Genomic DNA, 26,584 nt, shown 5'->3' with positions numbered 1-26,584 from the left:
AAGCTAAACAAAAAGATGTGGGTACACCGTAGGCCGGAGGCGAGCGACTGCCCACACTCCACGGATTTGTGCACTGCATGCCACATTTTATCAGTCAGAAAAGCAGGCAGGATTTTGGTATGATACATATGATACAATCAAACCAAACAATCCGATTATGAAGCATGAGACAAAATCAATGTCTGCCAACTGGCATGAATCAGAAGAGTCCCATGATTACGACAGAAAGGAACACGTGATCAATGTTGGTGACACGGAGCGTGTAATATCTGGTGTTGCAGGTGGGTTCCTGCTGTACAACGGCTTGTCCGGTATTGCCAAACACCCCGTAGGCGGTTTGCTCAAAACCCTCATCGGCGGTTTCTTGCTGTACAGGGGAGCATCCGGTACCTGTCCGGTGTATAAGGCAATGGGTAAAACGGAAAATGTACACAGAACAAAAGCCATGACCGTGCGCAGTTCCGTAGTTGTGGAGAAAGCGAGAGAAGATGTATATGCTTTCTGGCGCAAACTGGAAAATCTCCCGCTTTTCATGAAACACCTGATCCGGGTGCAGGAACATGATGAGATCAATTCCACCTGGAGTGCAGACCTGCCTGGCTTTGGCCGTTTGATCTGGGATGCAGAGATCGTGAAAGATGTTCCGGGCTTCCTGATCGGATGGGTTTCAACAGAAGGCGCTCCCATGGAAAATGCAGGAAAAGTGGAATTCATGGATGCCGGCCCGGGACGAACGCAGGTAAAAGTGATCATTACCTACAGGCCGCCGGCAGGTGATATCGGTGTTGTGATAGCCAGCGCACTCAACCCTTCATTCAGGAAAGTGGTGCAGGAAGAAATTGCAGGCTTCAAGGACAGGATCGAAAATGTTGTGTGGTAAGAAATAGAAAGGTTTATGATCATAAACTCTGCAGCCACATGAGAGCTGCACCCCGGGAAAAATCCATAGCACTGTAATTCATCTTACCAGTTCCAGTTGAACATTCCGTTGAATGGTGAATGGAAAACTATTCTGACAATCAGTATAATCTGTATTACAATTCAGTTTCAGATTCAGACGGAGCGTGTTGTTCATGGCGGCTGCTTTTAGTCTGCCGTCTTTCAGGTCCAACGTACTGGCAATGGTGAATACCTCCTTACCATAGAAGAGGTTCACTTTGCCTGGGCCTGCAAACCGTACCATCTGGAAATTATTGATGGTGTCCCCGGTTACCGGTTGCTTCATATCTGAAGAGTAGAAGCTAAGACAGGTATCGGCAGGAGCCTTGAATTCTGTTTTGATCCATGCATGAGCATAATCTGTTCTGAGCAGGGTATTGGTCACCGTTAGACAATCTTCTCCCCTGAGAATGTCTTTGCCATTGGAGAAATTACCTTTTACCCGTTCGGGTTTGTAGAATATATCCTGCGGCTTGTGCAGCTCATTAATTCCGAGCTTTGGACTAATGGCAACAAAAAAAGTATTGAAGTCTGTGATCTCACCGGTCATGCCCGCATCCTGTATTACGGGTAAGTCCAGTTTTCCATTTTTGTGCAATGAAATACGATACGGGGAAGTATTGCGGATCTCATCGGTATGATCTGTAGTGTCCCGGGCCGTGTACACTTTTTTAGAAATCCATTTTATTTCATCGTAAGGGATATTGGCGCTGTCCATTACCACTGTAAGTTCACAAACAGCAATGATGGAACTTTGCCATTTACCATTATGTATAACATCGGTGGTCATGCGATAACGATAAGTTTCTCCGGCCTTGTATTGCCGGGTGAGTGATAGTTGTTGCGACAAAGAAAAAAGTGGAATGGAAATCGATATTAACTGAAGGAGCAACATTTTAGCAGTCCCTGGCATCGGTAAGGTTTTGAACAAATCTACCTAAAGAATCGATACATTGCAGGTAAATCCGGGCGCGTGCAGAGCAATAATAAATAATATGAAACCTGTTATCCCATCCAACCTGAGTATCCGCCACGACCTTCGACCAGGTGATCTTGGTTCCGTTATCCATCTTCATGGCATCCTCTATGCTGAAGAATACAATTATGGTGTTGCATTCGAATCTTATGTTGCAGCCGGGCTGGCGGAGTTCTACCAGCAATATGATCCGCAGCGCGATAAGGTCTGGATCGTTGAAGACGAAGGAAAGATGGTAGGGTTTATGCTGCTGATGCATCGCGGTGAGAAATCGTCACAGCTTCGTTATTATTTGCTCCTGGCGCCGTATCGCGGTATAGGACTCGGCAAGAAACTGATGGAAGATTATATGCAATGGCTGGAAGAAAAAGGATATGAACATTCTTATCTCTGGACAACCAGTGAACTACCGGCTGCCGCTTCATTATATACCCGTTACGGTTTTACACTTACAGAAGAAAAGCCTTCCGGCGCTTTCGGAAAACCGGTGATAGAGCAGCGGTATGATTGGTACCTGAGCCCGGGATATTAACGAAATACAGAACTGACTAAAAGGGGCCATTAAGTGTCGGGAGCCCACTCGCTCGCCTCTGGCGAGTGAGTGCTATTCCGTCGCCTCCGGCGACACAGTGTTCGCCGGAGGCGAACAAATAGAAGTCACTCGCCTGGAGGCGATCAACTGCCAGCTCTCTGAAACATCACTAACAACTGTTAGTGAAAATAATTATCTTTGGCCTTTGCCAACCAAATCGTAAACCTTCAAAAGCATTTATAAAGCTCTGTATATGAATAAACGCGAAGTGTATATTATTGCGGCTGTACGTACTCCCATCGGCAGTTTCGGCGGAAAACTCAAGGATTTTACTGCTACCCAATTGGGCGCTTTTGCCATCAAAGGCGCACTTGAAAAAGCGGGTGTAAAAGCTGAACAGGTGCAGGATGTACTGATGGGCTCTGTGATCCAGGCCAATTTAGGACAGGCGCCTGCCCGCCAGGCAGCGAAGTTCGCCGGACTTCCAAACGAAGTGAACTGCACAACAGTGAACAAAGTTTGCGCCAGCGGCATGAAAGCTATTTCACAGGCGGCACAGAGCATTGCCCTGGGCGATGCGGATATTGTTGTTGCCGGTGGCATGGAAAGCATGAGCAATGTTCCCTTTTACGTGGAGAACCTGCGCTGGGGTAACAAATATGGTAATACAAATCTGATCGATGGTCTTGCAAAAGACGGTCTAACCGATGTATATGATGGTAAAGCGATGGGTAATGCAGCCGAGCTCTGCGCGCGCGATTGTGGTATCAGTCGCCAGGACCAGGATGCGTTCGCCATCGAGAGCTACAAGCGTTCACAGGCGGCATGGAATGAGGGTAAGTTCACAGAAGAAGTGGTCTCCGTTTCCATCCCTTCCCGCAAAGGCGATCCCGAGATCTTTGCAAAAGACGAAGAACCCTTCAATGTGAAATTCGATAAGATCCCTGATCTGAAACCTGCATTCCAGAAAGATGGGACCGTTACTGCCGCCAATGCTTCCACGATGAATGATGGCGCGGCAGCACTGGTGCTGATGAGTAAGGAAAAAGCAGATGCACTGGGATTGAAACCCATCGCCAAAGTGGTGTCTTATGCAGATGCAGAGCAGGCTCCCGAGTGGTTCACTACCACGCCTGCGATCGCTGTTCCCAAAGCAGTGGCTAAAGCCGGACTGAAGATGGAAGACATCAGCTATTTCGAACTCAACGAAGCATTTGCTGTAGTTGGGATCGAGAACACCAAACGCATGAAACTGGACCCTTCCCGAGTGAACGTGAATGGCGGCGCAGTGAGTATTGGCCATCCATTAGGCGCCAGCGGCGCAAGGATCATCGTTACGCTGATCAATGTACTGAAACAGAACAAAGCGAAGTACGGTGCAGCAGGCATCTGCAATGGCGGCGGCGGCGCAAGCGCGATGGTGATCGAGAACGTGTAAATAAAAAAATGGAATCTTATACAAATGGGTATCTCAATTATTGTTGGGATACCCATTTTCATTTTCAGGCAATATTTGCAGGCAAATTGTATATAACCTTCTATATTTACAACTGACGCCATTCCATTGAACCTTCCCCGTTCACCATTTTTGTTTACAGACCCAGTTCCCCGGATTGTCCGAAATCATATTATACAATGAGCAACAGTTATTGCAGCAAATTGCTGCAGGGGATGCGGCTGCCTATACCAGGATATTCGATTTCTACTCCAAACACGTTTATTATCTCTCACTGAAATTCACCAAGGACCCGGCAATGGCCGAGGACCTAACGCAGGAAATTTTTACCCGCTTATGGGTTAACAGGGAGAAACTGGCTACCGTTCAGCATTTCAAAGCATTCCTGAATACCGTTTCCAAAAACCTGCTCAGGAATTATTTGAGGAAAAAAGTATTGTCGCCGGAAAATGAAACTTTCCTCACTGGCTATTTCCGCGAATCTGCCGCTTCGGCGCAAGACAAACTGGAGTTCAGGGAACTGGAATCTGCGCTGGACGAGGCCGTAGCGCAACTGCCTGCTCAACTCCACAAAGTTTTTACCCTGAGCAGGGTGGAAGGGCTCAGTCATGATGAGATCGCTGCGCGCCTGGGACTTTCAAAAATTTCTGTAAAAAGCTACATTTTCCGCTCCCTCGTGATCATCCGGGAATACCTTGGCCGGAAACATCCTTTATTGCTCCATGTGCTGCTGGTTTATCTCGGCACAAAATAATTTTCCATTTCATTGCATACCTGGATACAATTTCTGTGTCCGTATATAGGCAGGCTGAATTCCCTGCCTTTATCTAAGATGGACAAAGTACAATTCTATTCCTTATATCAAGCATTCCTGGAAGACCGGATGGGGCCAGGTGAGCTGCAACAATTCAGGGACTATTGTCAGCAGCAGCCCTATGAACAATGGCTGGACGAATTGCTTGACAATACGATTGCCCTTGAGTTTGCCGCTATGGAAACGCCTGAAATCAACCTGGGCAGGATGCGCAATCATCTTCTTGAAAATGTTGTTGGCATAACGCCAAAGAAAACTCCTGTGAAATACTACTATGCTGCGGCTGCTTCACTGGTGGTGTTGCTGGCTGCAGCATTTTACCTCTGGCTGAAACCCACGGAACAACAGCAGTTGGCTGAACAAACAATACAATCCGCAGCGGAAATTCAGCCAGCCAGGGATATTGCCACGCTTACGCTGTCCGACGGCTCAACAATCCTGCTAGATAGCGCCGGCCTTCAAAGGCTTTCCGCGGAGAGCAGCATTACCGCCGCACCGGCAGAGGATGGCAGTCTTTCTTTCCAAACCGGTAATACTGCCACTGCCGGCATGAATGAGCTTTCCACACCCCGCGGAGGTCAGTTCAAGATCACTTTACCCGATGGCACACGGGCATGGTTGAACGCAGCATCTTCCATCATCTTTCCAACAGCTTTCACCGGAAAGAACAGACCGGTTAAAATAACCGGAGAGGTTTACCTGGAAGTGAAGCAGGACCAATTACATCCTTTTATTGTTGAAACAGGAAATGAAACAGTGGAAGTACTGGGCACCAGTTTCAATATCAATGCTTATGCAGATGAAGGAAAGATATTGACCACACTGATTGACGGAAGTATCAGGATCAGGGCTGGAAAATCTGTAATCATGAAACCAGGCCAGCAGGCATGGGTATCCCTGGCACCCGGTAATACTGCCGAGCCGCAGCTAATCAATACAGTGGATATTCAAAAGGTGATGGCCTGGAAGAATGGCTTTTTCAATTTCGATAATATGCCGCTTCCTGAAGTTATGAAACAACTGGAACGCTGGTATGATATCGATATAAAATACGATGGGCCTGTTCCTGATGTAACATTCAGGGGAGGGATGGACAGGGAAGTGAAGCTTTCCGGGATTATTCGTTTCCTCACCGGGTTTGGCATCCATGCAAAACTGGAAGGACGCACTTTACATATTTACCGTAAATAAACAATCGTTCAACTTATGCATACCTGATCCGGAGGATAAGCTTAAAAAAGAACCGGAAATGCTGGAGACATTCCCGGTAAACATTTGAGCTGATCCCATAAACAAATATTCGGCAGAACACTGCTTATTATCATCAACCCAAACTACTGTAAAGTTATGGATTACATCGTTATGCCCGCAAGGGTAGTAGCCAGAAGCGCCCACGATCCGGCTGTGAGACTTCGGCTGATCACCAAAACCCTGTTAGTGATGAAATTCACTATGATCTTTTTGACTGCTTTTTTATTACATGCAAGTGCTGAAGGCCTGAGCCAGCAAGTGACAATGAATGCGCAAAACACTTCGCTGCAAAAGGTTTTTAAACAAGTGGAAAAACAAACAGGTTACATTTTCTTATACACGGAACAGGTCCTGGAAAATGCAAGGCCGGTAACCATCAGGGCCGTGAATATGCCTTTGCCTGACTTCCTTCAAAAACTCCTGGAAGAGCAACCACTCCGTTACAGTATCGAAAGCCGCACCATCATCATTGCTTCCAGGCCCGCTGCCCCGGAACCTTTACCTGTTGTGGATTTCACCAAACTGCTCAATGCAGCGCTTTCCGGAAGAGTAACCGATCACAACGGTCAGCCACTCGCCGGTATCAATGTAATAGTGAAAGGGACCAGTGCCGGCACTGCAACAGATGCATCCGGTAATTTCACGCTCAATGCAAAAAAAGGCGATGTGCTGGTGTTCTCGGGTATTGGTTATGAATCGCAGGAGATCATTGCGAAGGGATCTTTCATACAAGTTGTGATGAGCATCGCTGAAACCAATCTCCAGGAAGTGGTGGTGAACAAAGGATACTATACAGACAACAAACGCACCAGCACCGGTAATGTATCCAAAGTGTCCGGAGAGGATATTGCCCGGCAGCCTATTTCAAATCCGCTGGCGGCGCTGAGCGGAAGGGTGCCCGGTATGTTCATTTCCCAGAGTTCGGGCGCCCCCGGCAATTCATTCATGGTGCAGATCCGTGGTATCAACAGTATCGCCAATGGGAATGATCCTCTGTATGTGATAGATGGTGTGCCTTTTTCCATTGCGCCAGAATTGCAAAACAACAATAACCTCAATCCTGCAGGAGGCAATCCGCTGAACCTGATCAATCCGAATGATATCAGCAGTATCGAAGTATTGAAAGATGCAGATGCAACGGCCATCTACGGCAGCCGCGGCGCCAATGGCGTGGTGCTGATCACTACCAAAAGAGGGAAAGCAGGAAAGGCTAAAGTGGATTTCAATTTTTACCAGGGCATCGCTAAGGTCACTAACCAGGTGAAATACCTGAATACGGAACAGTACCTGGAAATGCGAAAGGAAGCATTTAAGAATGACGGGGCAACACCTGATCCTGCCATCGATGTAGACCTCCTGGGAGGCAGCACCTGGGAGCCCAACAGGTATACGAACTGGCAGGACGAACTGATCGGGAATACTGCAAGATACACCGATGCGCAGGCTTCCGTATCCGGAGGCACTGACCAGGTGCAGTATAAAACGGGAGGAGCTTATCACCGCGAATCAACCGTGTACCCGGGAAAAAATGCCATGGAAAAAGCGTCTATGCATGTGAGTGTGTCCGGCGGCTCCAGGGACTCGCGACTGAAATTCAATTTCACCGGTTCTTATGTTAGTGAGAACACTACCTTACCTATAACTGACCCAACATCGGTGATGTCTTACTTTGCGCCCAATGCACCCCGCGCTTTCAATGAAGACGGCACCTTGAACTGGGCCGATGGCACCTGGATCCAGGGCAACCCCTATGCGTTCTTACAACAGCCCTACAAAGGCAGGGCCACCAATCTCCTGGCCAATCTCATGATCACTTTCAATATCATGAAGGGGCTCGATTTCAAGACCAGTCTCGGTTATACAAAAGTGGACATGGACCAGCGCAGAATGGTCCCTTTCTCCACCATCGATCCGCTGAAAGGAGAGATCTCCGGCACCAGCAATTTCAATAATGCCGATACACGTTCCTGGATCGCAGAACCACAACTCGATTACAAGATCGACCTCGGCAAAGGAAAACTTTCTGCACTGGCAGGCGTCAGCTTCCAACAAAGCCGGAACGAAGGAAAGAGGCTCGCAGCAAGAGGCTTCAGTTCTGATCTCTTACTCGAAAATATTCAGGCTGCATCCACCATTACAGTTGAACAACTCACCGATATCTTTTACAAATACAATGCAGCATTCGGTAGAATCAATTATAGCCATGAAGAAAAATACATCCTCAATGTCACTGCAAGAAGGGATGGCAGCAGCCGTTTCGGACCAGGCAGGCAATTCGCGGATTTCTATGCAGCAGGCGCAGCATGGGTATTCTCCAAAGAAAGATGGATAGCTGACCAATTGCCCGTTCTTAGTTTCGGTAAGCTACGCGCCAGTTACGGAACCTCAGGCAACGACCAGGTGGCTGATTACAGTTACCTGGACAGGTACAATTCTACCGTGAACACCTATGGCGGTTCACAGGGACTTTATCCCGTCAGCTTTTACAATCCCATGCTGGCCTGGGAGCAGAATAAAAAGCTGGAACTGGCCATGGAACTTGGTTTTATCAACGACGCCATCAATCTTTCTGCCAGCTATTACAGGAACCGCTCCGGCAATCAACTGGTTGAATCCCCGCTTTCTGTTGTAACCGGCTTTCCATTTATTTCAGAGAACCTGCCGGCAGTAGTGGAGAACAAGGGATGGGAATTTGCGCTGAATACCGTGAATATCCGCAAGAGTAATTTCAGGTGGACCTCCTCTTTCAATATCACATTCCCGCGCAACAAACTGGTTTCTTTTCCCAATTTCGAAGCATCCGGATATAGTGAAAGGTTGGTGATGGGGCAACCACTCACCGCGGTGAAAGCATTCCAGTATGCAGGCGTGGACCCTGAATCCGGGCTTTACCTGTTCATGGGCGCAGACGGTAAACCCACTACCGATCCTGTTCCGCTGGTAGACGATATCGCGCTGCTGGATTTCGGTCCAAAATTCTATGGCGGATTGCAGAACAATATCCGTTATGGCAACTTCACACTGGATTTCCTTTTCCAGTTCGTGAAACAGAAAGGAATGAATTACTACTATGAACATGTGGGAGGATTACCCGGTACCTTCAGCGCCAACCAACCTGTGGATGTACTGGACCGCTGGCAGAAGGAAGGCGATAAAGCCAGGTTCCAGCGATACAACCAGGACTACAGTACTATCGCATCTTCCAACTATGCCACTATGAGCGATCTGCAGTATGGCGATGCTTCATTCATCAGGCTGAAGAATGTTGCACTTTCTTACACCTTACCTGCAGGATGTATCAAAAAATTGGCGCTGCAACAGGCAAGGATTTATTTCCAGGGACAGAACATGCTCACCATTACAAACTACAAAGGATATGATCCGGAGAACAGGAATTACCTGGTGCTGCCACCTTTGAAAGTATTCACCCTTGGTTGTCAATTCACCTTTTAAAAAACTGTTTATGATTTCATTTTCATATATCGCAAAACGGAAACTGGTTACACTAACTGTAATGATCACCTGCTCCTGCATCTTGTCTTGCAAGCGGGCAGTAGAAGTGCCTCCTCCCACCAACAGCCTTGTAGGCTCCACTGTTTTCTCCGATAATAAAACAGCCACCGCTGTTTTGACCGGCGCATACAATACCATACATGCGCCAGGCAATATTGCGGATGGCACCTGGAGTATCGGCAAGTTCATGGCAACGGCTGCCGATGAACTGCACAATCATTTTATCGGCGTGGCCGCTACCCAATTCTACAAGAATGATCTCGCATCCAATCCCGGTACTTATTTCTGGGGACATTTTTTCAAGAATATTTACATCGCCAACTCAACCCTCGAAGGCGTTGAGCAGTCAACAACTCTAAGCGCACCGGTTAAAAAGCAACTGAAAGGAGAAGCCAGGTTCCTGCGGGCATTCATTAACTTCTATGCAGTGAATCTTTATGGCAATCTTCCCATCGTTACCAGTACAGATTATAAGATCAATAACCGTTTGCATCGCAGCCCGCAACAAGATGTTTACAAACTGATCATTGAAGACCTGGTGGAAGCTAAAAACCTGTTGACAGATGGATACATGGACGCGAACAATCTTACCACTTCAGAAAAGACCAGGCCCAATAAAGCTGCTGCAACCGCCCTGCTGGCGAGGGTTTACCTTTACCTGAAAGACTGGAAGAATGCGGAGCTGCAGGCAACTGAGCTGATAGATGATCCTGCATATGGTCTTGAGCCATTGAACAAGGTATTCCTGAAAAACAGCAAAGAAGCTATCTGGCAACTGGCCAGTTCCAATCCCATCTACACCAACACGATGGATGGTTATTTTTATACACTCAGGATGGCGCCTGGTTTCACCAATCACAACAGCATGACCGACTGGTTATTGAATGCCTTCGAAAGTGGCGATGCACGCCGCACAGACTGGGTGGGCTCTTTCAATACCGGTAGTACGCTCTATCATTTTGCATCCAAATACAAGAATAGTGAAAGAGGGTCGGCAGTGACTGAACATTTCATGGTGATGAGATTATCGGAACTGTATCTTATCCGCGCCGAGGCGCGCGCACAGCAGAACAAGAGCGAAGCACTGGATGATCTCGATGAGATCCGCAACAGGGCCAACCTGGATGATTATGCAGGCCCAACGGACAGGGCCTCCGTTGTTGATGCCATACTGCATGAACGCCAGGTGGAGCTGTTCACTGAATGGGGGCATAGATGGTTCGATCTGAAAAGGACCGGCAAGCTGGATGGATTGATGAGCGGGGCTTCCGGAATAACCGCATTGAAAGGAGGTACATGGACTAAGAATGATACCATACTTCCGTTACCCATTACCGAAATTACAGTAAATCCCAACCTGGAACCTAACCAGGGCTATTAATCACCAATTGAACATTGTATGCGTTTAACAATATTGTTATTGTTTGCGATCTTAACAACTACCTGTTATGCGCAATTGAAATCGTTTGAACTGAAGGGTAAGATCGGTCAGCTGAATGCCCCCGCGAAAGTATACCTGAGATATGCTGTGCAGCAGGGGCCCAGGATCGATTCTGTTACCTTGAATAAGGGCCGATTCCACTTTTCCGGAAAGATCGATGAGCCCGTACCCGCTTCACTTTTCTTATCGTTGGATGGAAACCCGATCAAATGGCCCTATGATGAACTGATGATCTACCTGGATACAGTTCCTGTTTTTGTTGCCGGCGCAGATTCCATGCACAAGGCAAAAACAAGTGGGTCCCGTATCAATGCTGAATTGCAGGTATATGATTCCATGATGGCGTCTTTAAGAGAAAGCGACGCGGGTAATAATGGTTTCATTGAAACCAACCGGCAATTCATTTTACAATATCCCGGGTCACTGGTAAGTGTAAACGCCATAAGGTATATGAGCAATATTGCCGGGACTGTGCTGGCATTCGATTCACTTTTACATTTATTCAGTGGACTGGACATGGAATTGCGGAATTCGCGAAAAGGGCAGGAGCTCTTTCAGTCGCTGGAAAGAAAACGAAAATTGCTGCCTGGCATGACGGCTCCTGATTTCATTCAGCCTGACAGTACAGGAAAGGAACTGAGTTTATCATCCCTTCGTGGTCAATACGTGTTGATCGATTTCTGGGCCTCCTGGTGTAAGCCCTGCCGGGCCGATAACAAAGAGCTGGTGAAAATATTTGACCGGTACAGGAATAGGGATTTCAAAGTTCTGGGAATATCTATTGACACAAAGCGCGCGCTCTGGCTGAAAGCCGTGAAGGACGACCAATTGCCGTGGTTGCAGGTGTCTGACCTTTTACGCGACAATGCTGCTGCGGGCTTATACCAGATAACCGGGGTACCTACCAGTTATTTGCTGGACCCCAATGGAGTGATCATCGCCAAAAACCTTCGCGGAAAAGCAATGGAAGAAAAACTGGAGCAGGTTTTGGACCCAGTTCAAAATAAAGAGCAATAGTGAACGCATTCCTTTGTTTTCATTCTGGAAGAAAATGGCCCTCAATGGGGGCCATTTTCTTTTACCCTGACAAATGAATAGGTTGTAATTTTATTCAAACATCCGCTCATGAAAAAGCTCATCATTGTTGTACCGGCAGGTCAGAACAATCTCAGTAGTGTGGTTGGACCTTATAAATTCTTCATTAAGGCCAATGAGCATTTTATGAAGAAGGGACAGGAACCGGTATTTGATGTGCAGCTGGCCGGAGTGAATGAAAAAGAAGAATTATACGATGGGTTGTTTTCGATAAAACCGCATACATATATCCGTTCGGTTGACAAGGCAGATTTTGTGATCATTCCTGCACAGGCACATCATGACCTATTGGAAGTTGTGAGCAAAAACCAGGAACTTATTGCCTGGTTGAAGCAACAATACAGTATGGGTGCTGAACTGGCCAGTATCTGTACAGGGGCATTTCTGCTGGCCTCAACAGGATTACTGGATGGCAAAAGCTGCTCTACTCACTGGAATGCAGCAGCGCTTTTCAGGCAATCTTTCCCGGAAGTACATCTGGCAACAGATAAGATCCTCACGGATGAACAGGGCATCTATACGAACGGCGGCGCTTACTCTTTTCTCAATCTCTTGCTCTACCTGGTTGAAAAATATTACGACAGGGAAACGGCCTTGTTCTGCGCTAAAGTGTTCCAGGTTGATATCGATAGGAGCAGCCAGTCTGTCTTCATCATGTTCAACGGCCAAAAAGACCATGCGGATGAGGTGATCCGCGATGCACAACATTATATCGAACAAAACTTCCAGGAAAAATTCTCAATGGAAGAACTGGCCGGCAGGTTTGCATTAAGCCGCCGGAACTTCGACAGGCGGTTCATGCAGGCAACCGGTAATACGCCTGGTGAATACCAGCAAAGGGTGCGCGTTGAGCAGGCGAAGAAATTGCTGGAATCCGGAAGGAATAATGTTTCTGAAGTGATGTATGAAGTAGGGTATGCTGATCTGAAGGCATTTCGCGGAACATTCAAAAAGGTTACCGGTCTTACTCCAATGGACTACCGGAACAAATTCAGCAGGAGAGCTATTTCCGTGCTGAAACCAGATTAGGCTTTCCCGGGTATAAGTGTTCGCTCACTGTCACTAAAAAAAAATTTATCTTATAACTGGATTTGTATGTCAGACATTTTGATCAGGTACGGTACCCGTGAGGATGCAATGGCAATTGCGGCCCTCAGCAGGGAAACATTTTACAGTGCATTTGCTGCAGACAATAGCGTTGAAGACATGGAGAAATTTATGTCTGAGCAATTCAGCACAGAGCGGCTGATGGCGCAGGTTGGCGCTCCCGGGAATATTTTCTTACTCGCTTATGCGGAACAACAACTGGCAGGTTATGTGAGAATGCTGGATGGCTTTCCACCTTCTGAGCTGCATGATTTTCCAACGATCGAGATAGCAAGGATCTATGCCAGGGAGGATGTGATCGGGAAAGGAGTGGGGAAAGCATTGATGCAGCGATGTATAGAGATTGCCACGAATATGAATAAACGAAGTATTTGGCTGGGCGTTTGGGAAAAGAATGATCGCGCCATTGCTTTTTATGCGAAATGGGGATTCGAGAAATTTGGGGAGCATGATTTTTTACTGGGCAATGATGTGCAAAGGGATTGGATGATGCGGAAGTTATTATGAATAGACACTACACACTAAGTATTAATACTTATTTTTCATTTTTATTGATTTGATCCATTGTGATATTCCGGCCTCTCGGTTAAATTTGTCTAACCTTTTTTCTACAAAAGGTTCTCATTGTATTCCACAGCCCACTTATTTGAATTTCTCTGTGATAATAATTCCTGGTTTCAGGAATAAATTTTTTATTGTTCCAAACTGACTTATGAATTTCATTTACCGGCAATTGACACCTATTCTATTGACGTTGCTCTGTATTTTCATTTTTGTAAATTTTACATCCGGACAAAATAACGGGGATTTCAAGGAGCCTTCATTGCCCGCAGCGCCCAATACTGCAGCGTTGTTGGAGTACACCCAAATTCCCGTGAGTAAGTATACCGGTCAACCTTCTATTCAGATTCCTTTGTACACAATTAAGACAGGTTCTCTTTCGTTACCCGTCACTTTATCTTATCATGCTTCGGGAATTAAAGTACAGCAGGAGGCGAGTTGGGTTGGATTAGGCTGGAGTTTGAATGCAGGAGGAGTGATTAGCCGTTCGATAAGAGGAGTTGAGGATTTTGGTTCTCAGGGTGTGGGATATTGGGCTGCTCCTAACCTTAATAGTCTATTTAATGGAGAATGGTTTAACCTGGCAATTGGGGTTACGCCTACTGAGCATATGTTGATCAAAAAAATAATCAATCGCGAATATGATGCAGAGCCCGACTTATTCTTTCTCAATATTGCAGGTATTTCGGGAAAGTTTGTCTTCGATAAACAAGTTGTGCAGGATGGCATGATCACTGCTACATTGCTGGATCAGACCAGTAATTTTCGTGTGCAGTATAATGTTAACGAAAAAAAGTTCATAGTTACTGATGGGAAAGGAGTAACTTATTTTCTGGCTACGCCGGAATATTCATATTCTGAATCTCATAACACTCCCAACTTGTCACACGGGGCTACACACATCGAGGATCGTCCCTTCGACAATTATTGTATGGATGATAAATTGGCTGTTTCCTGGCACTTAGACAAAATAATTTCAGCAAATAATGTGGACGAGATTAATTTTTCTTACGATGTCCCTTCTGCAGAAACTTGTGCAGGAATAGTTAGCACTCCCAGTCTCTCCGAATCTATGTACACGAGGAAAACATATTCACATTATGGCTATTCAAAACATATCCCAAACCTGCTCAAATATTCGTCGGTTTCACGCTCCCTCACACAACCTGTAGATTTAATTGGTATCAGCTTCAGAGAGGGAGACCTGCTTTTCTTCACAAGTTCACGTCAGGATCTGAACACGACAGAAGACTATATTGCTCCTAAGTTAGATCATATTAAAATATTTGAAAAGAGGAATCCCATTGAGATCCGATCAGTTATGTTCGAATATGATTATTTCAATTCAACGGGAACTGCGGATAATATGCGATTGCAATTAAAAAAACTTTTTATTGCGGAAAGTCCTTATGAATTTACTTATAATGAAACCATTACAATTCCCAGTAAGAGGGTAAAAGGAGTGGATTTTTGGGGTTATTATAATAATAGGAATAATGATAATCTTATTCCCAGGGCTACCCTTACTGATCAGCTTGATTTCATTTATGCACAAGGAGCAGACAGAATGGTGAATAAAGATGCAATACAAATGGGCATGCTTACTTCCATCAAATATCCAACAGGAGGAACTGAGTCCTTCGAGTTTGAACCTAATGATTTTAATGGGGTAACGCCAGTGTTTGAAGATGTACCAATTAACGTAGATGCACATTTGACTTACTATTCTGGTGTGCCTTCGAGCCCGTACAATACAGAATCTTTCTATATTCCCAATGAAACTGTTATTACAATTTCCGGCAATGCAGTATTCGACGGGAATTGCAATGGTTTTCCCGGACTTCCTTTGGCTGAAGAATATTTTGCCATCCTAGTTTCAATACCTTCGGAGGATGCCTATCCTGATTTTACCAATATAGATCAGTATTATTCTGGAGATATCTTGTATAAGCTTGAATATGGCGAGTGTGAAAATAATGAACTAAGCCCCTACAGGAGCACCTCAATGGTCATTCAGCCTGGGTGGTACAGGATTGTAGCTTATTGTCATTCTCCAAAGCAATATTCCTCAGTGGGGGTAGTATTTAAATCCATTACAGGATATGACCCTGGCATTAAAGCAGGTGGTTTGAGGGTCAAAAGAATTTCAACCAGTGATGGTAGCGGGACGGAAATGATAAGAAAGTTTGAATACCATCTAGTTTCTAATCCTGGCATAAGCTCCGGATCATTGATGTCTTATCCACTCCATAGCTTCAATACAATAATTGACTATCCGACAACGATAAATGAAACATTTGAGATATTACAATCATCAAGTTTGAATCCTCTCAGTACTGCAGCGCATGGTTCATTTGTGGGATATGATGCTGTTACTGAGTATCTCGGCGAGAACGGTGAGAATGGTAAAATCGTTTCTACATTTTTGAACGGTTCCTTTAGCGGAGGTCCGTACATTCCGCCATCGGATTTAAATTTTATTGGACGTCCTTTAATTGAAACTACATACGATGCAGATGGGAATATTGTTCTAAAAAAAGAAAATTTTTATGAATCTTATGGACCTTCAGAAAAATTAATTTTGGCTACAACTGCAACTACATATCCATTCCTGAGTGAATATGCTGGTTTTGATGATCCAATGCCCGGAACGCCATTTCTTTACCTGCCTTTTCTGGACGAAGGACTTGCAATTTCTTACTATATGGATGTATACCCCGTAAGAATAGATTGGTGGCGCCTTTCTCAAACAACTACCACCACGTACACAATTGCAGGTAATTCTGTAGAAAATGTTCATTACAGTTATAATCCTCAAGTCAAACAAATTTCTTCCACTACAACGGAGGTTGGTAACAATATTTCCAAAACCGTTTCTGTAAAATACGCTTCAGATTATAGCGAATCCGCCGGAGATGTATATTCGAAGATGATCAGTAAAAACATGCTGGATTATCCTGTGGAAACCCAGCAATGGATCACCAGAGGGGGCAACACATCACTTCTTTCAAGCTCCGTTATTGAATACAAAAGTTTCTATTCAGACAAATTCATTATGCCTTACCGTAATTACAGGCTAAACACAAGTACTCCGATACCATCTACTCAGGCAGGTGCCGCAGTTGCGCCTTACGCCGCATTATTATATGATCCAGAAATGTTCAATCTCGAACACGAACTACAGTACGATCAGAATGCAAATGTAACTGTATCAAAAAAGGTACAGTCACCCGGAGGTTCTTATATCTACTCACCGCAAAATAATCAATTAATTGCGAGTGTAATGAATGATCCTTTGCAAAGGAGTTGGTTCGATAATTTTGAAGAACCGAATACTTTCACAAATCTTTACTATGATGTGTTGAAAGCTAATACCGGAAATTATTCTGGAAGAATATCCAATACAGGAGCCGGAAAGAAATCAGCCACTGCATCTAAATGGTTGGAGGTTTCCCTGACAGATGCTACACAATTCAAATTCTCTGGCTGGATTTATTCTTCAGGCCCATCTGCGAATATTGTGTTGCTAATGAAACGAAGTAATGAAACTGGTGAATTCTCCTACTCGGAGAACGTTTCTACTACAACCACCAATAAATGGGTTTTTGTGGAAAAAACAGTTTCCATTCCGGCCGATGTCGTAAAGATGGGCTTCAGGCTTGATAATAATAGCACAGGATCAGTGTGGTTTGATGATGTAAGACTGCATGCTTCAGGTGCAGAAATGACCACTTATACACATGCACCGCTTATTGGTGTGACCAGTTTAACTGATGTCAAGAACCGGATTACCAGGTACGAATATGACAGAATGGGCAGATTGCATTTGGTTCGTGATCATGACAATAATATTTTGCGTGTTATCTGTTATAATTTTCAAGGGCAACCTGAAGATTGTAAATCAAACTACTTCAATGTAGAACAAAAACGAACTTTCACAGTGAACAATTGCGCACCCGGAGCTGTCGGCGGTTCCATCGAATATGTTGTTCCTGCGAATATATACTCATCTATCATCAGCCAGGCAGATGCGGACCAGAAAGCTTTGAATGAAATATTCCTACTGGGCCAGGAGCATGCCAATATGAATGGGAGTTGCTTGTTCTATAATACCGAAAGAAGCGAATCCTTCACACGTAACAATTGCGGAACCGGCACCAGTGGGCAAGCTGTGATGTATACAGTTCCTGAAAAGCAATATAGTTCTGCCGTAAGTCAGCAGGATGCTGACCAACTTGCAATAGACGATATTGCAGCCAACGGGCAGAATTATGCAAACTCTACAGGAACTTGTAGTTTCTTGAATACAATGCAGTTTCAGGTGTTTTCCAAAACCACATGTCCCGCCAATTATAAACCAGGAACCTGGGAATACGTAGTTCCTGCGGGAATGTATTCATCCCTTATAAGTCAGCAGGATGCCGATCAACAGGCCTTGAACGAGATCGCTGCTCAGGGGCAGAATGCAGCTAACACAAATGCCAACTGCACCATGGTGTATGTGTGGTTAGCGCATGATCTTTCCGATTATTACGAGGATGATTACTTAATTACGGAAGAATGGTCATACTGGGTGGAGTTTTATGAGGATGCTAATAAAACTCTGGCTATGACAGTTCCCTTTTCTTTTAATATAAATTATACACTGGACATTGGTACTCCGGGTGGCAGTAGCCAAACAAACGGAATATACGTTACTAATCCAGGCTTAAGTACATACCTGATTGGTGAAATGCAAGTTTATTACAGCTCTGGAAGTTATTTTGAACACACTACCATTTCACTCCTTCCTGGTTCTTATTATACTATCATCCCCTAATTAAACCGACATGCGACTGATCATAATATTTTTAATACTTATTCTTTCTGTTAACGTAAACGCTCAAACGGCCGATGACAGAACAAAATCATCAGATTCTCTAAGATCAATTCTTAAGACTAAGCTAAATACAGATTTTACAACTGTTGACAAGGTGATGGGGTATATCGAACAATCTGCTATAGATATTTCCACGATTATGAAAGACACAATTTTATCAAAAGAACAGAAAGGAGTAAGAATGAAGCAGGCTGCTGCTGAAAGAGATCAAAAGATTGCTACAATTTTATCCCCGGTTCAAATAGCGCAATTGAAAGAAGAGCTAAAGTCAATGAAATATCGAATGAAGTCCATAAGATTAGGCGCCAGTCCCAATTCGGAAAATCATTAAGTCAGGAATCAGGACAATGAATATTTATTGATGGCGCCATTAAAAAAAATTATCCCATGCGGATTAAATCCATCTTCATATATAAAGCAATTCTAGTGGGAGTTATCTATTTCACAGAGGGGACTATGACATCAGCGCAATTGCCGGTTCCTGTTCCTCCAAATTATCAAAGCAGTATGCCTGTGAACTACATACGGACATGGGAAATGAATGCTCCGGAATCGAACCCGGCTAATGTACTGAACAAACCTTTAAAGCAGGTAAAACAAACGACAGGATATCTGGATGGTTTAGGGAGGCCGCTGCAAACTGTAGTGAAACAAGGATCAATCAATTCATATAACCCTTCCAATCAAGCAGGCTTTACTCCTGTTGTAGCTGACTTGATAACAGCAAACAGGTATGACGAGTTTGGTAGAGAACAATTGAAAATCCTCCCATTCGCATCCACTAATTCAGGCCCTTCACAAAGTGATGGCTCTTTTAAATACGATCCTTTCCGTCAACAAAATGATTTTTATAACCAGCAGTTGGCGGGGCAAGATGGCGAAGTTAATGTTGGACCTGATAACCGCAACTGGACTTATAGTCAAACTATTTTTGATGGCAGCCCTCTAAGCAGGCCAGTGGAAGCTTTTTCGCCGGGTAGTAGTTGGATAGGGACTTACGGGCAGGCTCTTCCTGAAAACAGAAAGTCTGTAAAAACCAGGTATCTGTTGAATACGGCTAATGATGCAGTTAGAATGTGGACTGTTTCAGATGGAGTACTTCCTGCATTTGGAAATTACAGTACTAGCACTACCTACTTGCCAGGAACGCTAACCAAACAAATTTCAATAGATGAACACAATAACCAGGTAATTGAATTTAAAGATAAGGAAGGACAGCTTATCTTGAAAAAAGTGCAAATATCTACTGCTGTCAATACTGCCGATGATGGGGCAGGTAGAGGACATACAGGCTGGATATGCACATACTACATCTATGATGATCTGCATTTGTTGAGATGTGTAATTCAGCCCAAAGCAGTAGATTATTTGAATGGGGCAGGCTGGACCGCAAGTGCAGTTAATAATGTTCTGGCCGAACTTTGTTTCAGATATGAATATGATGGCAGAGGCCGACTGATAATGAAGAAAGTACCAGGTGCAGGTGAAGTTTATAATGTGTATGATTCTAAGGATAGGCTTGTAATGACCCAGGACGCATTTTTAAGAGGTCTGAATAAATGGCATGTAACTTTATACGATGACCTGAATAGACCAGTGGAAACGGGATTACTACTTAATTCCTGGTCTGGTTCTACTGCGAAAACATTTGTTCAACATCTTGCCAGTGCTTCGCCCACGCCCTTGCCTTCATCGTTTATCCCTTATCCTTTCAGTGCTTACAGTACGCCAGCTGTTGCACATTGGGAATACCTTACTAAATCAGGATATGATGATTATTCAACGCTTCCCGCAGCTAGTAATCTCAATGCAGATATTGACTTGACAAATGTAAATTCTACCTATGGGTTTTACGAGTCTTACAATTCTGCTCCTGATTTCGCGGAAGCTGTCTCCTCTACTGCATCAGGTTTTACAAAGGGTTTACCTACCTGGTATGAGACGAAAATCCTTGGCACTTCAAGTTACACCTATTCAGTAACGCTATATGATGATAAAGGTAGGCCTATCCAAATAAAAACGAAAAATGTCACAAATGGAACAGACATTGAAACTCATCAATACAATTGGGCAGGCAAGATCCTTGTTTCATTGCAGAAACTAGAAAAAGCTGGCGCTACCGCCCAGACAACTTATATAGTAAGCAGGAACTCATACGATGATCTTGGAAGATTAACAAAAATTGATAAGAAAATTCAAAACACTCTTGTCAACAATAATGAATTGCCTGAAGCTTATACAACTATTAATAAATTGGAATATGATGCGCTTGGTCAGGTACGAAAAAAAGGGATAGGAGAGAATCCAGATGCCCCATCATTTCCACTGGCAAAACAAGAATTTGAATACAATGTAAGAGGATGGATGATGTCTGTGAACAAAGGATATCTTACATCCGAAAATAATAACAGTGAATATTTTGGATTGCAATTGGGATATGATAAAAATCCTGTGACAGGTACATTTATTCCATCATTCAATGGGAACATATCAGGCACAATCTGGAAGAGCGAAGGCGATCAGCAGCTTCGAAAGTATGATTTTACCTATGATGCCAGTAACAGATTACTGTCGGCTGACTTCAATCAGTTTGTATCTGGGTCCGGATCTACAGCAAGTTTTAATAAGTCTGCTGGTATTGATTTCAGTGTGGGTGCGCTTGCCTATGACCTTAATGGAAACATTACACGGATGCAGCAATACGGATTGGTTTCAACTACCAGTTCAATGGTTGATGATCTTAAGTACACCTATCAATTAAATACCAATAAGCTTAAAAACGTAGTCGACTTCAATAACAATGTTTTGACTAAGCTGGGAGATTTCAAAACTTTAAACACGCATCCTCAGAATAGCTCCAAGTCAAGCCTTACTTCTAATTCTCCTGAAGGTATTTTTTCTACTATTATCGATTATACATACAATACCAACGGAAGCCTGCAGACAGATCATAACAAAGGAATAAGCAGTATAACTTACAATCATCTAAACCTCCCTTCTTTGATTAATATGAAAGGTGGAAAGGGTAGCATCACATATCAATATGATGCTATAGGGAATAAATTAAAAAAAATAGTCAAAGAAAACAACCTAACGGTTCCATATAACGGTGTTGATAATTCCACTAACGTTACTGTAACTACTACTTACCTGAGCGGGCTTGTTTATGAGGCCAAGGAATACAGTAATGCTGCACTGGCGTCACTTGGATACACAGATAAACTTCAATTTATTGGTCATGAAGAGGGAAGGGTAAGATTACGGGAACTTGATAACACCTTGCATTATGACTACATGCTGAAAGATCATCTGGGGAACGTCAGGGTGGTATTGACACAAGAACAGTCTACTAATTTTTACCCGGCAGCAACACTCGAAGGGAGTTTTAGTGTCTCCGGTGCTGCACAGGATAACTCGATGGTGAATCATGAAAAGTTGTATTTCAAAATTGATCAGGATAAAATTACACCTGAATCGGCCATACCTTCCTGGAACGATCCTGCGGAATCTGTAGCAAACACAAAGCTTTATTACAATAATAACGGCAATCCTCCGGCTAATTTGAGTTACCCTGCTGGTTGTTTACCTGACCAAAATGTACAAAGCAATAATCTGTACAAATTGAATGCCTTGACTAATCGAACAGGGCTTGAGTTTGCGATCAAAGTAATGGCAGGTGACAAAGTTGATATTTTTGGTAAATCTTATTTTCTGAACACTTCAACTGTGGATAATAGCAACTCAACTGTTCTGGATCTGTTAAGTGTAATGTCGGGACTAATTGGCGCCCCTACCGGCGGAATAGCGACAAAAGGAGTAACAGCTACCCAACTTTCAAGTTTGAACTTACCCATTTTTCCCGGTAGCTTTTTCAGAGGAGCAAATGGTGAAACCTCTACTACTCCTAAAGCCTATATCAATTATGTTTTTCTGGATGAGCAATTCAAATTTGCAGGTGGCGGCGCCAGTAGGGTTCGGAACAGCGGACTGGTTACAGATCATTGGACAGAAGATGCCGACCTGCGGAATATTGTCGTTCCTAAAAATGGATATCTATTTGTTTATGTGAGTAATGAGAGTAACTTAGATGTGTTCTTTGACAATCTTCAGGTGATCCATAAACCAGGGCCGATATTGGAGGAAACGCATTATTATCCGTTTGGGTTGACGATGGCGGGGATTAGCTCCAAAGCCGCAACAGGATTGGATAATAAATATGAGTTCAATGGAAAGGAAAAGCAGGAGAAAGAGTTTAGTGATGGAAGTGGACTGGAGTGGTATGATTATGGAGCAAGGATGTTTGATGCGCAGATTGGAAGATGGTATGTGGCAGATCCGTTGGCTGATAAGATGAGGAGACATTCACCATATAATTATGCGTTCGATAATCCAATACGATTTGTTGACCCCGATGGAATGGAAGCAAAAGATTTTGTCAGAGGTGGAAATGGTAAGATATATTGGGATAAGAACGCGAACTCTCAGGCAACAACCAAGGATGGAGAAACATATCTGGGGAAAAATTTGACTTTCGCTTTTAACAGTTATATAAGTGAAAAAGGATGGGATGGCCCCAATCCTCCATTTGGAACTGCTGCTGGGCTTAAATTATCTTCTACTCTAACCATACAAGCTACAGAAACAGCCGATGGTTCGTTCTATTCAGCATATGTAACTTCGAATACTATTCTCGGTAATACTCCTATTGGTAAACCAAGAGACTTTTTCCCTGGTTTGGGAGATGATCAGAATAAGGAAGTCCTTTTGAAAAACGTAGGAGGATTTAATGCTACTTTTGAACAACATGCTTCCGTAAGCAAAATTGAAGAAATGGCGTTTGATGTTTTAGGTTTCGATGTAGTGAATGTTGCGCAGAAACTAAACGTGCAGTTTGGCGGAAATGAACTTTCTGTTACTGCTGAAACTGATGTTTTTCCAAGTGCAGAGTTAACGGTAAACGGCGTTCAACTTTTTAAGTATGATCAGCCGTCATTCCTCCAAACACACACAAAAAACCTAAATTTATCAGAAATGGGAGGAGTTCCCACCACTGATAAGTCGAGGAGATCGCCTCCAGCATTCTTTATTAGATATAATAATTAACTGTATTGATTAGGTGATAATTTGTAGTGGCAGTTTCCTTATTCATAAAAATGTTAAATATGGAGAAAATAAGTAGCAGGGCTATGGGTATTTACTTAGTTAAACTTTGGCTTATAAGTGTAGGAGTAATCGCTCCCGTGTTTTTAGCATTGTTGGCAGCAAGTAAAAGTTCAAGCTATTTAGGGCAGAACAGTGGGGTAAGTGTAATCTTCGTATTTGCATTGTTTGGCCTACTATTTTCACTGCCAACGTTATTGGTTACTGCGCTTTTGTGTATTGCTTTATTCACAAAGTTTACTTCTGACACTACTCTCAAAATTGTTATCGATTTAGTGGTAATATTGGGCATCTTTATTAACATTCATACTGTTGGTTTTAACGAGTTGGCAAATACTTATATTCTTTCCTATGCTGTTAGTGTAGTAATTGCCAGTTTGTTTATTCCATTACGCAAAGCCATTTGACGAAGTTTTGACAATGTGCGTGTTGCGATTCTTTGCTTTTAAATTGGCAGAATTGCAAGATCGCGGCTAAGGACACCTTTGAGTAGAAGGTTATTTTTCGTATAGGCGCGGGAAGAGTTCGTGAACTTTATTGGCCGGATGGTCTAAAAAAAATTAGCGCATATGACTGATAAAAACCCGGCACTGCCGGGTTTTCGCTTTTACAGCGCATCGATATTTTTTGATAGAACTCTTTAAACTTTTTATTGGTAAGCATTTTATCAATGAGCTTAAAGATAGTTTGCCTGTCTTCCTCGTCTAGCTGCTGTATGAGCCGTAAAAGCTCTTGCCGGAGCAACAAGTAATTCCAAAAATATCACAATACAATGAAAACATTTTATCGAGCTGAATTATTTGCAATTGCCTTAATATATTTATTCCAATTTGCTAATAAGTCTCCAGAGCAAAAGATATTGGGTATTGATAAAATGATTATTTTTTCTGCATTTGGGTTTTATTCTCTAGTAATTACTATTCTTGAATATTATTTTATCAGGAAAGGCATAAGTAACGGGACAATTGTGCTGAACGCAAATAGCAGAACTGACTTTCGTATTGGAGCAGTTTTATTTGTGGGTGCAGCCCTTCTGATTTTTTGGAACAAAACTATCAATAGCACGAATTATGCATTAAATATTCTGTTCGGATTAGTCTTATTAAGTAAGGCCATTTTTTGTGGAATTCTTGTATGGAAAATCAAGCATAAATGAAATCACTTCCTGGAAAATAGTTGGCCAATTGAAAATATCCGGCAGCCTCGGAGCATAACCTAAATTCTTTCAAATGGCCAACTATTTGAATCTATCTTTGAAACAGTTTCGCTTACCTCGTAAACGTATAATTGATATAAACGGTCTTTCCTTCAAAGTTCACGGCGCTTTGCAGCAGCATGCTGTTAGCGGTGAGTGATTTCATTTCGAGGCGGTAGCCTTCAGAAACCTTGTTGGGTTTTACACCGGTGCCCAGGTTCTTGAACTGGAAGTATTTCACGCCGCCGATGGTTTGAACACTCCAGTAGATATTACGCTGACCGCCTGTGCAATCCTGGGAAGCATTCACGGTATAGGAACCATTACCATTTGGTACCAGGTTCCACTGGCTGCCCACATAACAGCTATAGGGTGCATCATCGAATACGGTAACTTTAAATCCGGTCTTGGAAACGCCGTCCAGGTCTACATTGCTCACCGTCCAGGTACCTTTCAGGTTTACCTTGTCTCCCTCAGGACTGGCTACTTTGCTGGGTGAACAGGCTGTGAAGAACAGGACCAGGCTCAGGGATGCTGCGGCTAACAACTTAATTCTTTTCATAGTCGTCTTATTTTTGTGATTAATACAGGTTAAGGAATACAAATCTGATACCAGTATTACTGATAATACAAAGATATAAGATTTCCAATTCGTTAGGAATAATCCCCGGAGGAATCACCCGCCGCATTCCCACAAATGAAGAGGCGGATATGGAAATACCCGCCTGGTAAAAAACTGACTGTATTGTTAATTCGTGCTACCACGGAATTGTTCTACATGATATCAGAACAGTTTTCCTCATGCACTTCCTATAAATGTAGGTTAAGCACTACAGTAAGGAAAACATAATCAACCAGCTACGGGTATGCGTCAACAGACGACTGTCCTGTTTTATCGATTTCCATTTGTGTACATTCTTCAGTGATTGGTAGGACAGAAGAGGGCGTTCATTTTTTCAGCAACCGGTTATTGATGATCTTTTCCATCACTGCTTCGCGCAGGTACCTGGATACCGGCACCTGGTATTCCCTTATGTGCAGTACATTGCCTTCGATAGCGCGGATGGCATCGAGGTTCACGATATATGACTTGTGAGGTTGAATGAATCCAGCAGCAGGCAAACTATCCAGCAGGGACTTCATTGTTGAATGAATGATCAGCTTGCGGCTATCTGTGTAGATGCCCACATAATTTTCCATCGCTTCGGCAAACAGGACCTCTGCAAAGAAAACTTTCTCCAGCCGGTTGTCTACTTTTACAAAAAGATAATCCTGTTTTTCTTCCGATTGCTGCAGGCGGAAATAATCGTAAGCCTTGTTGGCCGCTTTGAGGAATCGTTCAAACGCGATCGGCTTCAGGAGGTAGTCCAGCACATCCAGTTCATAACCGCTCAGCGCATACTGGTCATAGGCAGTAGTAAAGATCACGCGTGGCGGATTGATGGCATTCTTAAGGAAATCAATACCGGACAAATATGGCATTTCAATATCGAGGAACAACAAGTCGGCGCTTTGTTGTTTGAGCAATTGGTTCAATTGCAGGGCATCTTCACAAACGCCGGTGGTTGTGAGGAAGCCCGTTTTTTCGATATAACCCTGCAGGCCCTTGCGGGCCATGGGCTCGTCGTCTGTAATGATGCACCTGATTGGTGTTGTCATAGTGGA

The 26,584-nt window shown here is 43.7% G+C and carries 18 protein-coding genes; 15 read left to right on the top strand and 3 right to left on the bottom strand.

Annotation, left to right across the window (positions count from 1 at the left end):
- The first annotated feature begins 157 nt into the window (after positions 1-157).
- Positions 158-880 carry a YgaP-like transmembrane domain gene (locus tag D9Y29_RS15900; protein WP_127129913.1) on the top strand — a complete coding sequence of 241 codons (723 nt, stop codon included), beginning with the start codon at positions 158-160 and terminating at the stop codon, positions 878-880.
- A 78-nt stretch (positions 881-958) separates the two neighbouring features.
- On the opposite strand, the gene D9Y29_RS15895 is transcribed toward D9Y29_RS15900, so the two are convergent.
- Positions 959-1,852: a hypothetical protein gene (locus tag D9Y29_RS15895; protein ID WP_127129911.1), complete on the bottom strand. Its 894-nt coding sequence runs from the start codon at positions 1,850-1,852 to the stop codon at positions 959-961.
- 82 nt (positions 1,853-1,934) lie between these two features.
- Here D9Y29_RS15895 and D9Y29_RS15890 point away from each other — a divergent pair, with 82 nt between their 5' ends.
- The 14 genes from D9Y29_RS15890 (at position 1,935) to D9Y29_RS15820 (ending at position 24,880) form a co-directional block, all read left to right on the top strand.
- Positions 1,935-2,447: a GNAT family N-acetyltransferase gene (locus tag D9Y29_RS15890; protein ID WP_127129909.1), complete on the top strand. Its 513-nt coding sequence runs from the start codon at positions 1,935-1,937 to the stop codon at positions 2,445-2,447.
- 253 nt (positions 2,448-2,700) lie between these two features.
- Entirely contained in the window at positions 2,701-3,885 is a 1,185-nt protein-coding gene (locus D9Y29_RS15885; RefSeq protein ID WP_127129907.1) for a thiolase family protein, read from the top strand.
- A gap of 175 nt (positions 3,886-4,060) precedes the next feature.
- Positions 4,061-4,657 carry an RNA polymerase sigma factor gene (locus D9Y29_RS15880; protein ID WP_127129905.1) on the top strand — a complete coding sequence of 199 codons (597 nt, stop codon included), beginning with the start codon at positions 4,061-4,063 and terminating at the stop codon, positions 4,655-4,657.
- A 78-nt stretch (positions 4,658-4,735) separates the two neighbouring features.
- Positions 4,736-5,908, top strand: a complete 1,173-nt coding sequence (locus D9Y29_RS15875) for a FecR family protein (protein ID WP_127129903.1) — start codon at positions 4,736-4,738, stop codon at positions 5,906-5,908.
- Positions 5,909-6,064: 156 nt separating this feature from the next.
- Positions 6,065-9,421, top strand: coding sequence for a TonB-dependent receptor (locus D9Y29_RS15870; protein WP_127129901.1), 3,357 nt, complete (start codon positions 6,065-6,067; stop codon positions 9,419-9,421).
- 10 nt (positions 9,422-9,431) lie between these two features.
- On the top strand, positions 9,432-10,862 hold the full coding sequence (locus D9Y29_RS15865) for a RagB/SusD family nutrient uptake outer membrane protein (RefSeq protein ID WP_127129899.1): 1,431 nt from the start codon (positions 9,432-9,434) through the stop codon (positions 10,860-10,862).
- An 18-nt stretch (positions 10,863-10,880) separates the two neighbouring features.
- Entirely contained in the window at positions 10,881-11,939 is a 1,059-nt protein-coding gene (locus D9Y29_RS15860; RefSeq protein ID WP_127129898.1) for a TlpA disulfide reductase family protein, read from the top strand.
- A gap of 108 nt (positions 11,940-12,047) precedes the next feature.
- Positions 12,048-13,046 (top strand): GlxA family transcriptional regulator, encoded by a 999-nt coding sequence (locus D9Y29_RS15855; protein WP_127129896.1) that lies wholly within the window; start codon positions 12,048-12,050, stop codon positions 13,044-13,046.
- A gap of 66 nt (positions 13,047-13,112) precedes the next feature.
- Positions 13,113-13,631: a GNAT family N-acetyltransferase gene (locus D9Y29_RS15850; RefSeq protein ID WP_127129894.1), complete on the top strand. Its 519-nt coding sequence runs from the start codon at positions 13,113-13,115 to the stop codon at positions 13,629-13,631.
- A 205-nt stretch (positions 13,632-13,836) separates the two neighbouring features.
- Positions 13,837-18,504 (top strand): DUF5977 domain-containing protein, encoded by a 4,668-nt coding sequence (locus D9Y29_RS15845; RefSeq protein ID WP_127129892.1) that lies wholly within the window; start codon positions 13,837-13,839, stop codon positions 18,502-18,504.
- A 10-nt stretch (positions 18,505-18,514) separates the two neighbouring features.
- Positions 18,515-18,895 (top strand): hypothetical protein, encoded by a 381-nt coding sequence (locus D9Y29_RS15840; RefSeq protein WP_127129890.1) that lies wholly within the window; start codon positions 18,515-18,517, stop codon positions 18,893-18,895.
- Between the two features lie 56 nt (positions 18,896-18,951).
- Positions 18,952-23,667, top strand: coding sequence for a DUF6443 domain-containing protein (locus D9Y29_RS26690; RefSeq protein WP_206513799.1), 4,716 nt, complete (start codon positions 18,952-18,954; stop codon positions 23,665-23,667).
- A 59-nt stretch (positions 23,668-23,726) separates the two neighbouring features.
- Positions 23,727-24,131: a hypothetical protein gene (locus D9Y29_RS15830; RefSeq protein WP_127129888.1), complete on the top strand. Its 405-nt coding sequence runs from the start codon at positions 23,727-23,729 to the stop codon at positions 24,129-24,131.
- A gap of 365 nt (positions 24,132-24,496) precedes the next feature.
- Positions 24,497-24,880, top strand: coding sequence for a hypothetical protein (locus D9Y29_RS15820; RefSeq protein WP_127129884.1), 384 nt, complete (start codon positions 24,497-24,499; stop codon positions 24,878-24,880).
- 112 nt (positions 24,881-24,992) lie between these two features.
- Here the strand turns inward: D9Y29_RS15820 and D9Y29_RS15815 are convergent, their stop codons facing one another.
- Together D9Y29_RS15815 and D9Y29_RS15810 are read right to left on the bottom strand one after the other, a co-directional pair.
- Positions 24,993-25,481, bottom strand: a complete 489-nt coding sequence (locus D9Y29_RS15815) for a lipocalin family protein (RefSeq protein ID WP_127129882.1) — start codon at positions 25,479-25,481, stop codon at positions 24,993-24,995.
- Positions 25,482-25,867: 386 nt separating this feature from the next.
- Positions 25,868-26,578, bottom strand: a complete 711-nt coding sequence (locus D9Y29_RS15810) for a LytR/AlgR family response regulator transcription factor (protein WP_127129880.1) — start codon at positions 26,576-26,578, stop codon at positions 25,868-25,870.
- Between the last annotated feature and the right edge of the window lie 6 nt (positions 26,579-26,584).

This window comes from Pseudoflavitalea rhizosphaerae, from assembly GCF_003991355.1.
Classification (GTDB): domain Bacteria; phylum Bacteroidota; class Bacteroidia; order Chitinophagales; family Chitinophagaceae; genus Pseudobacter; species Pseudobacter rhizosphaerae.
Note: the sequence above shows the minus strand (reverse complement) of the source record. Positions and strands in the feature narration are given on the sequence as shown.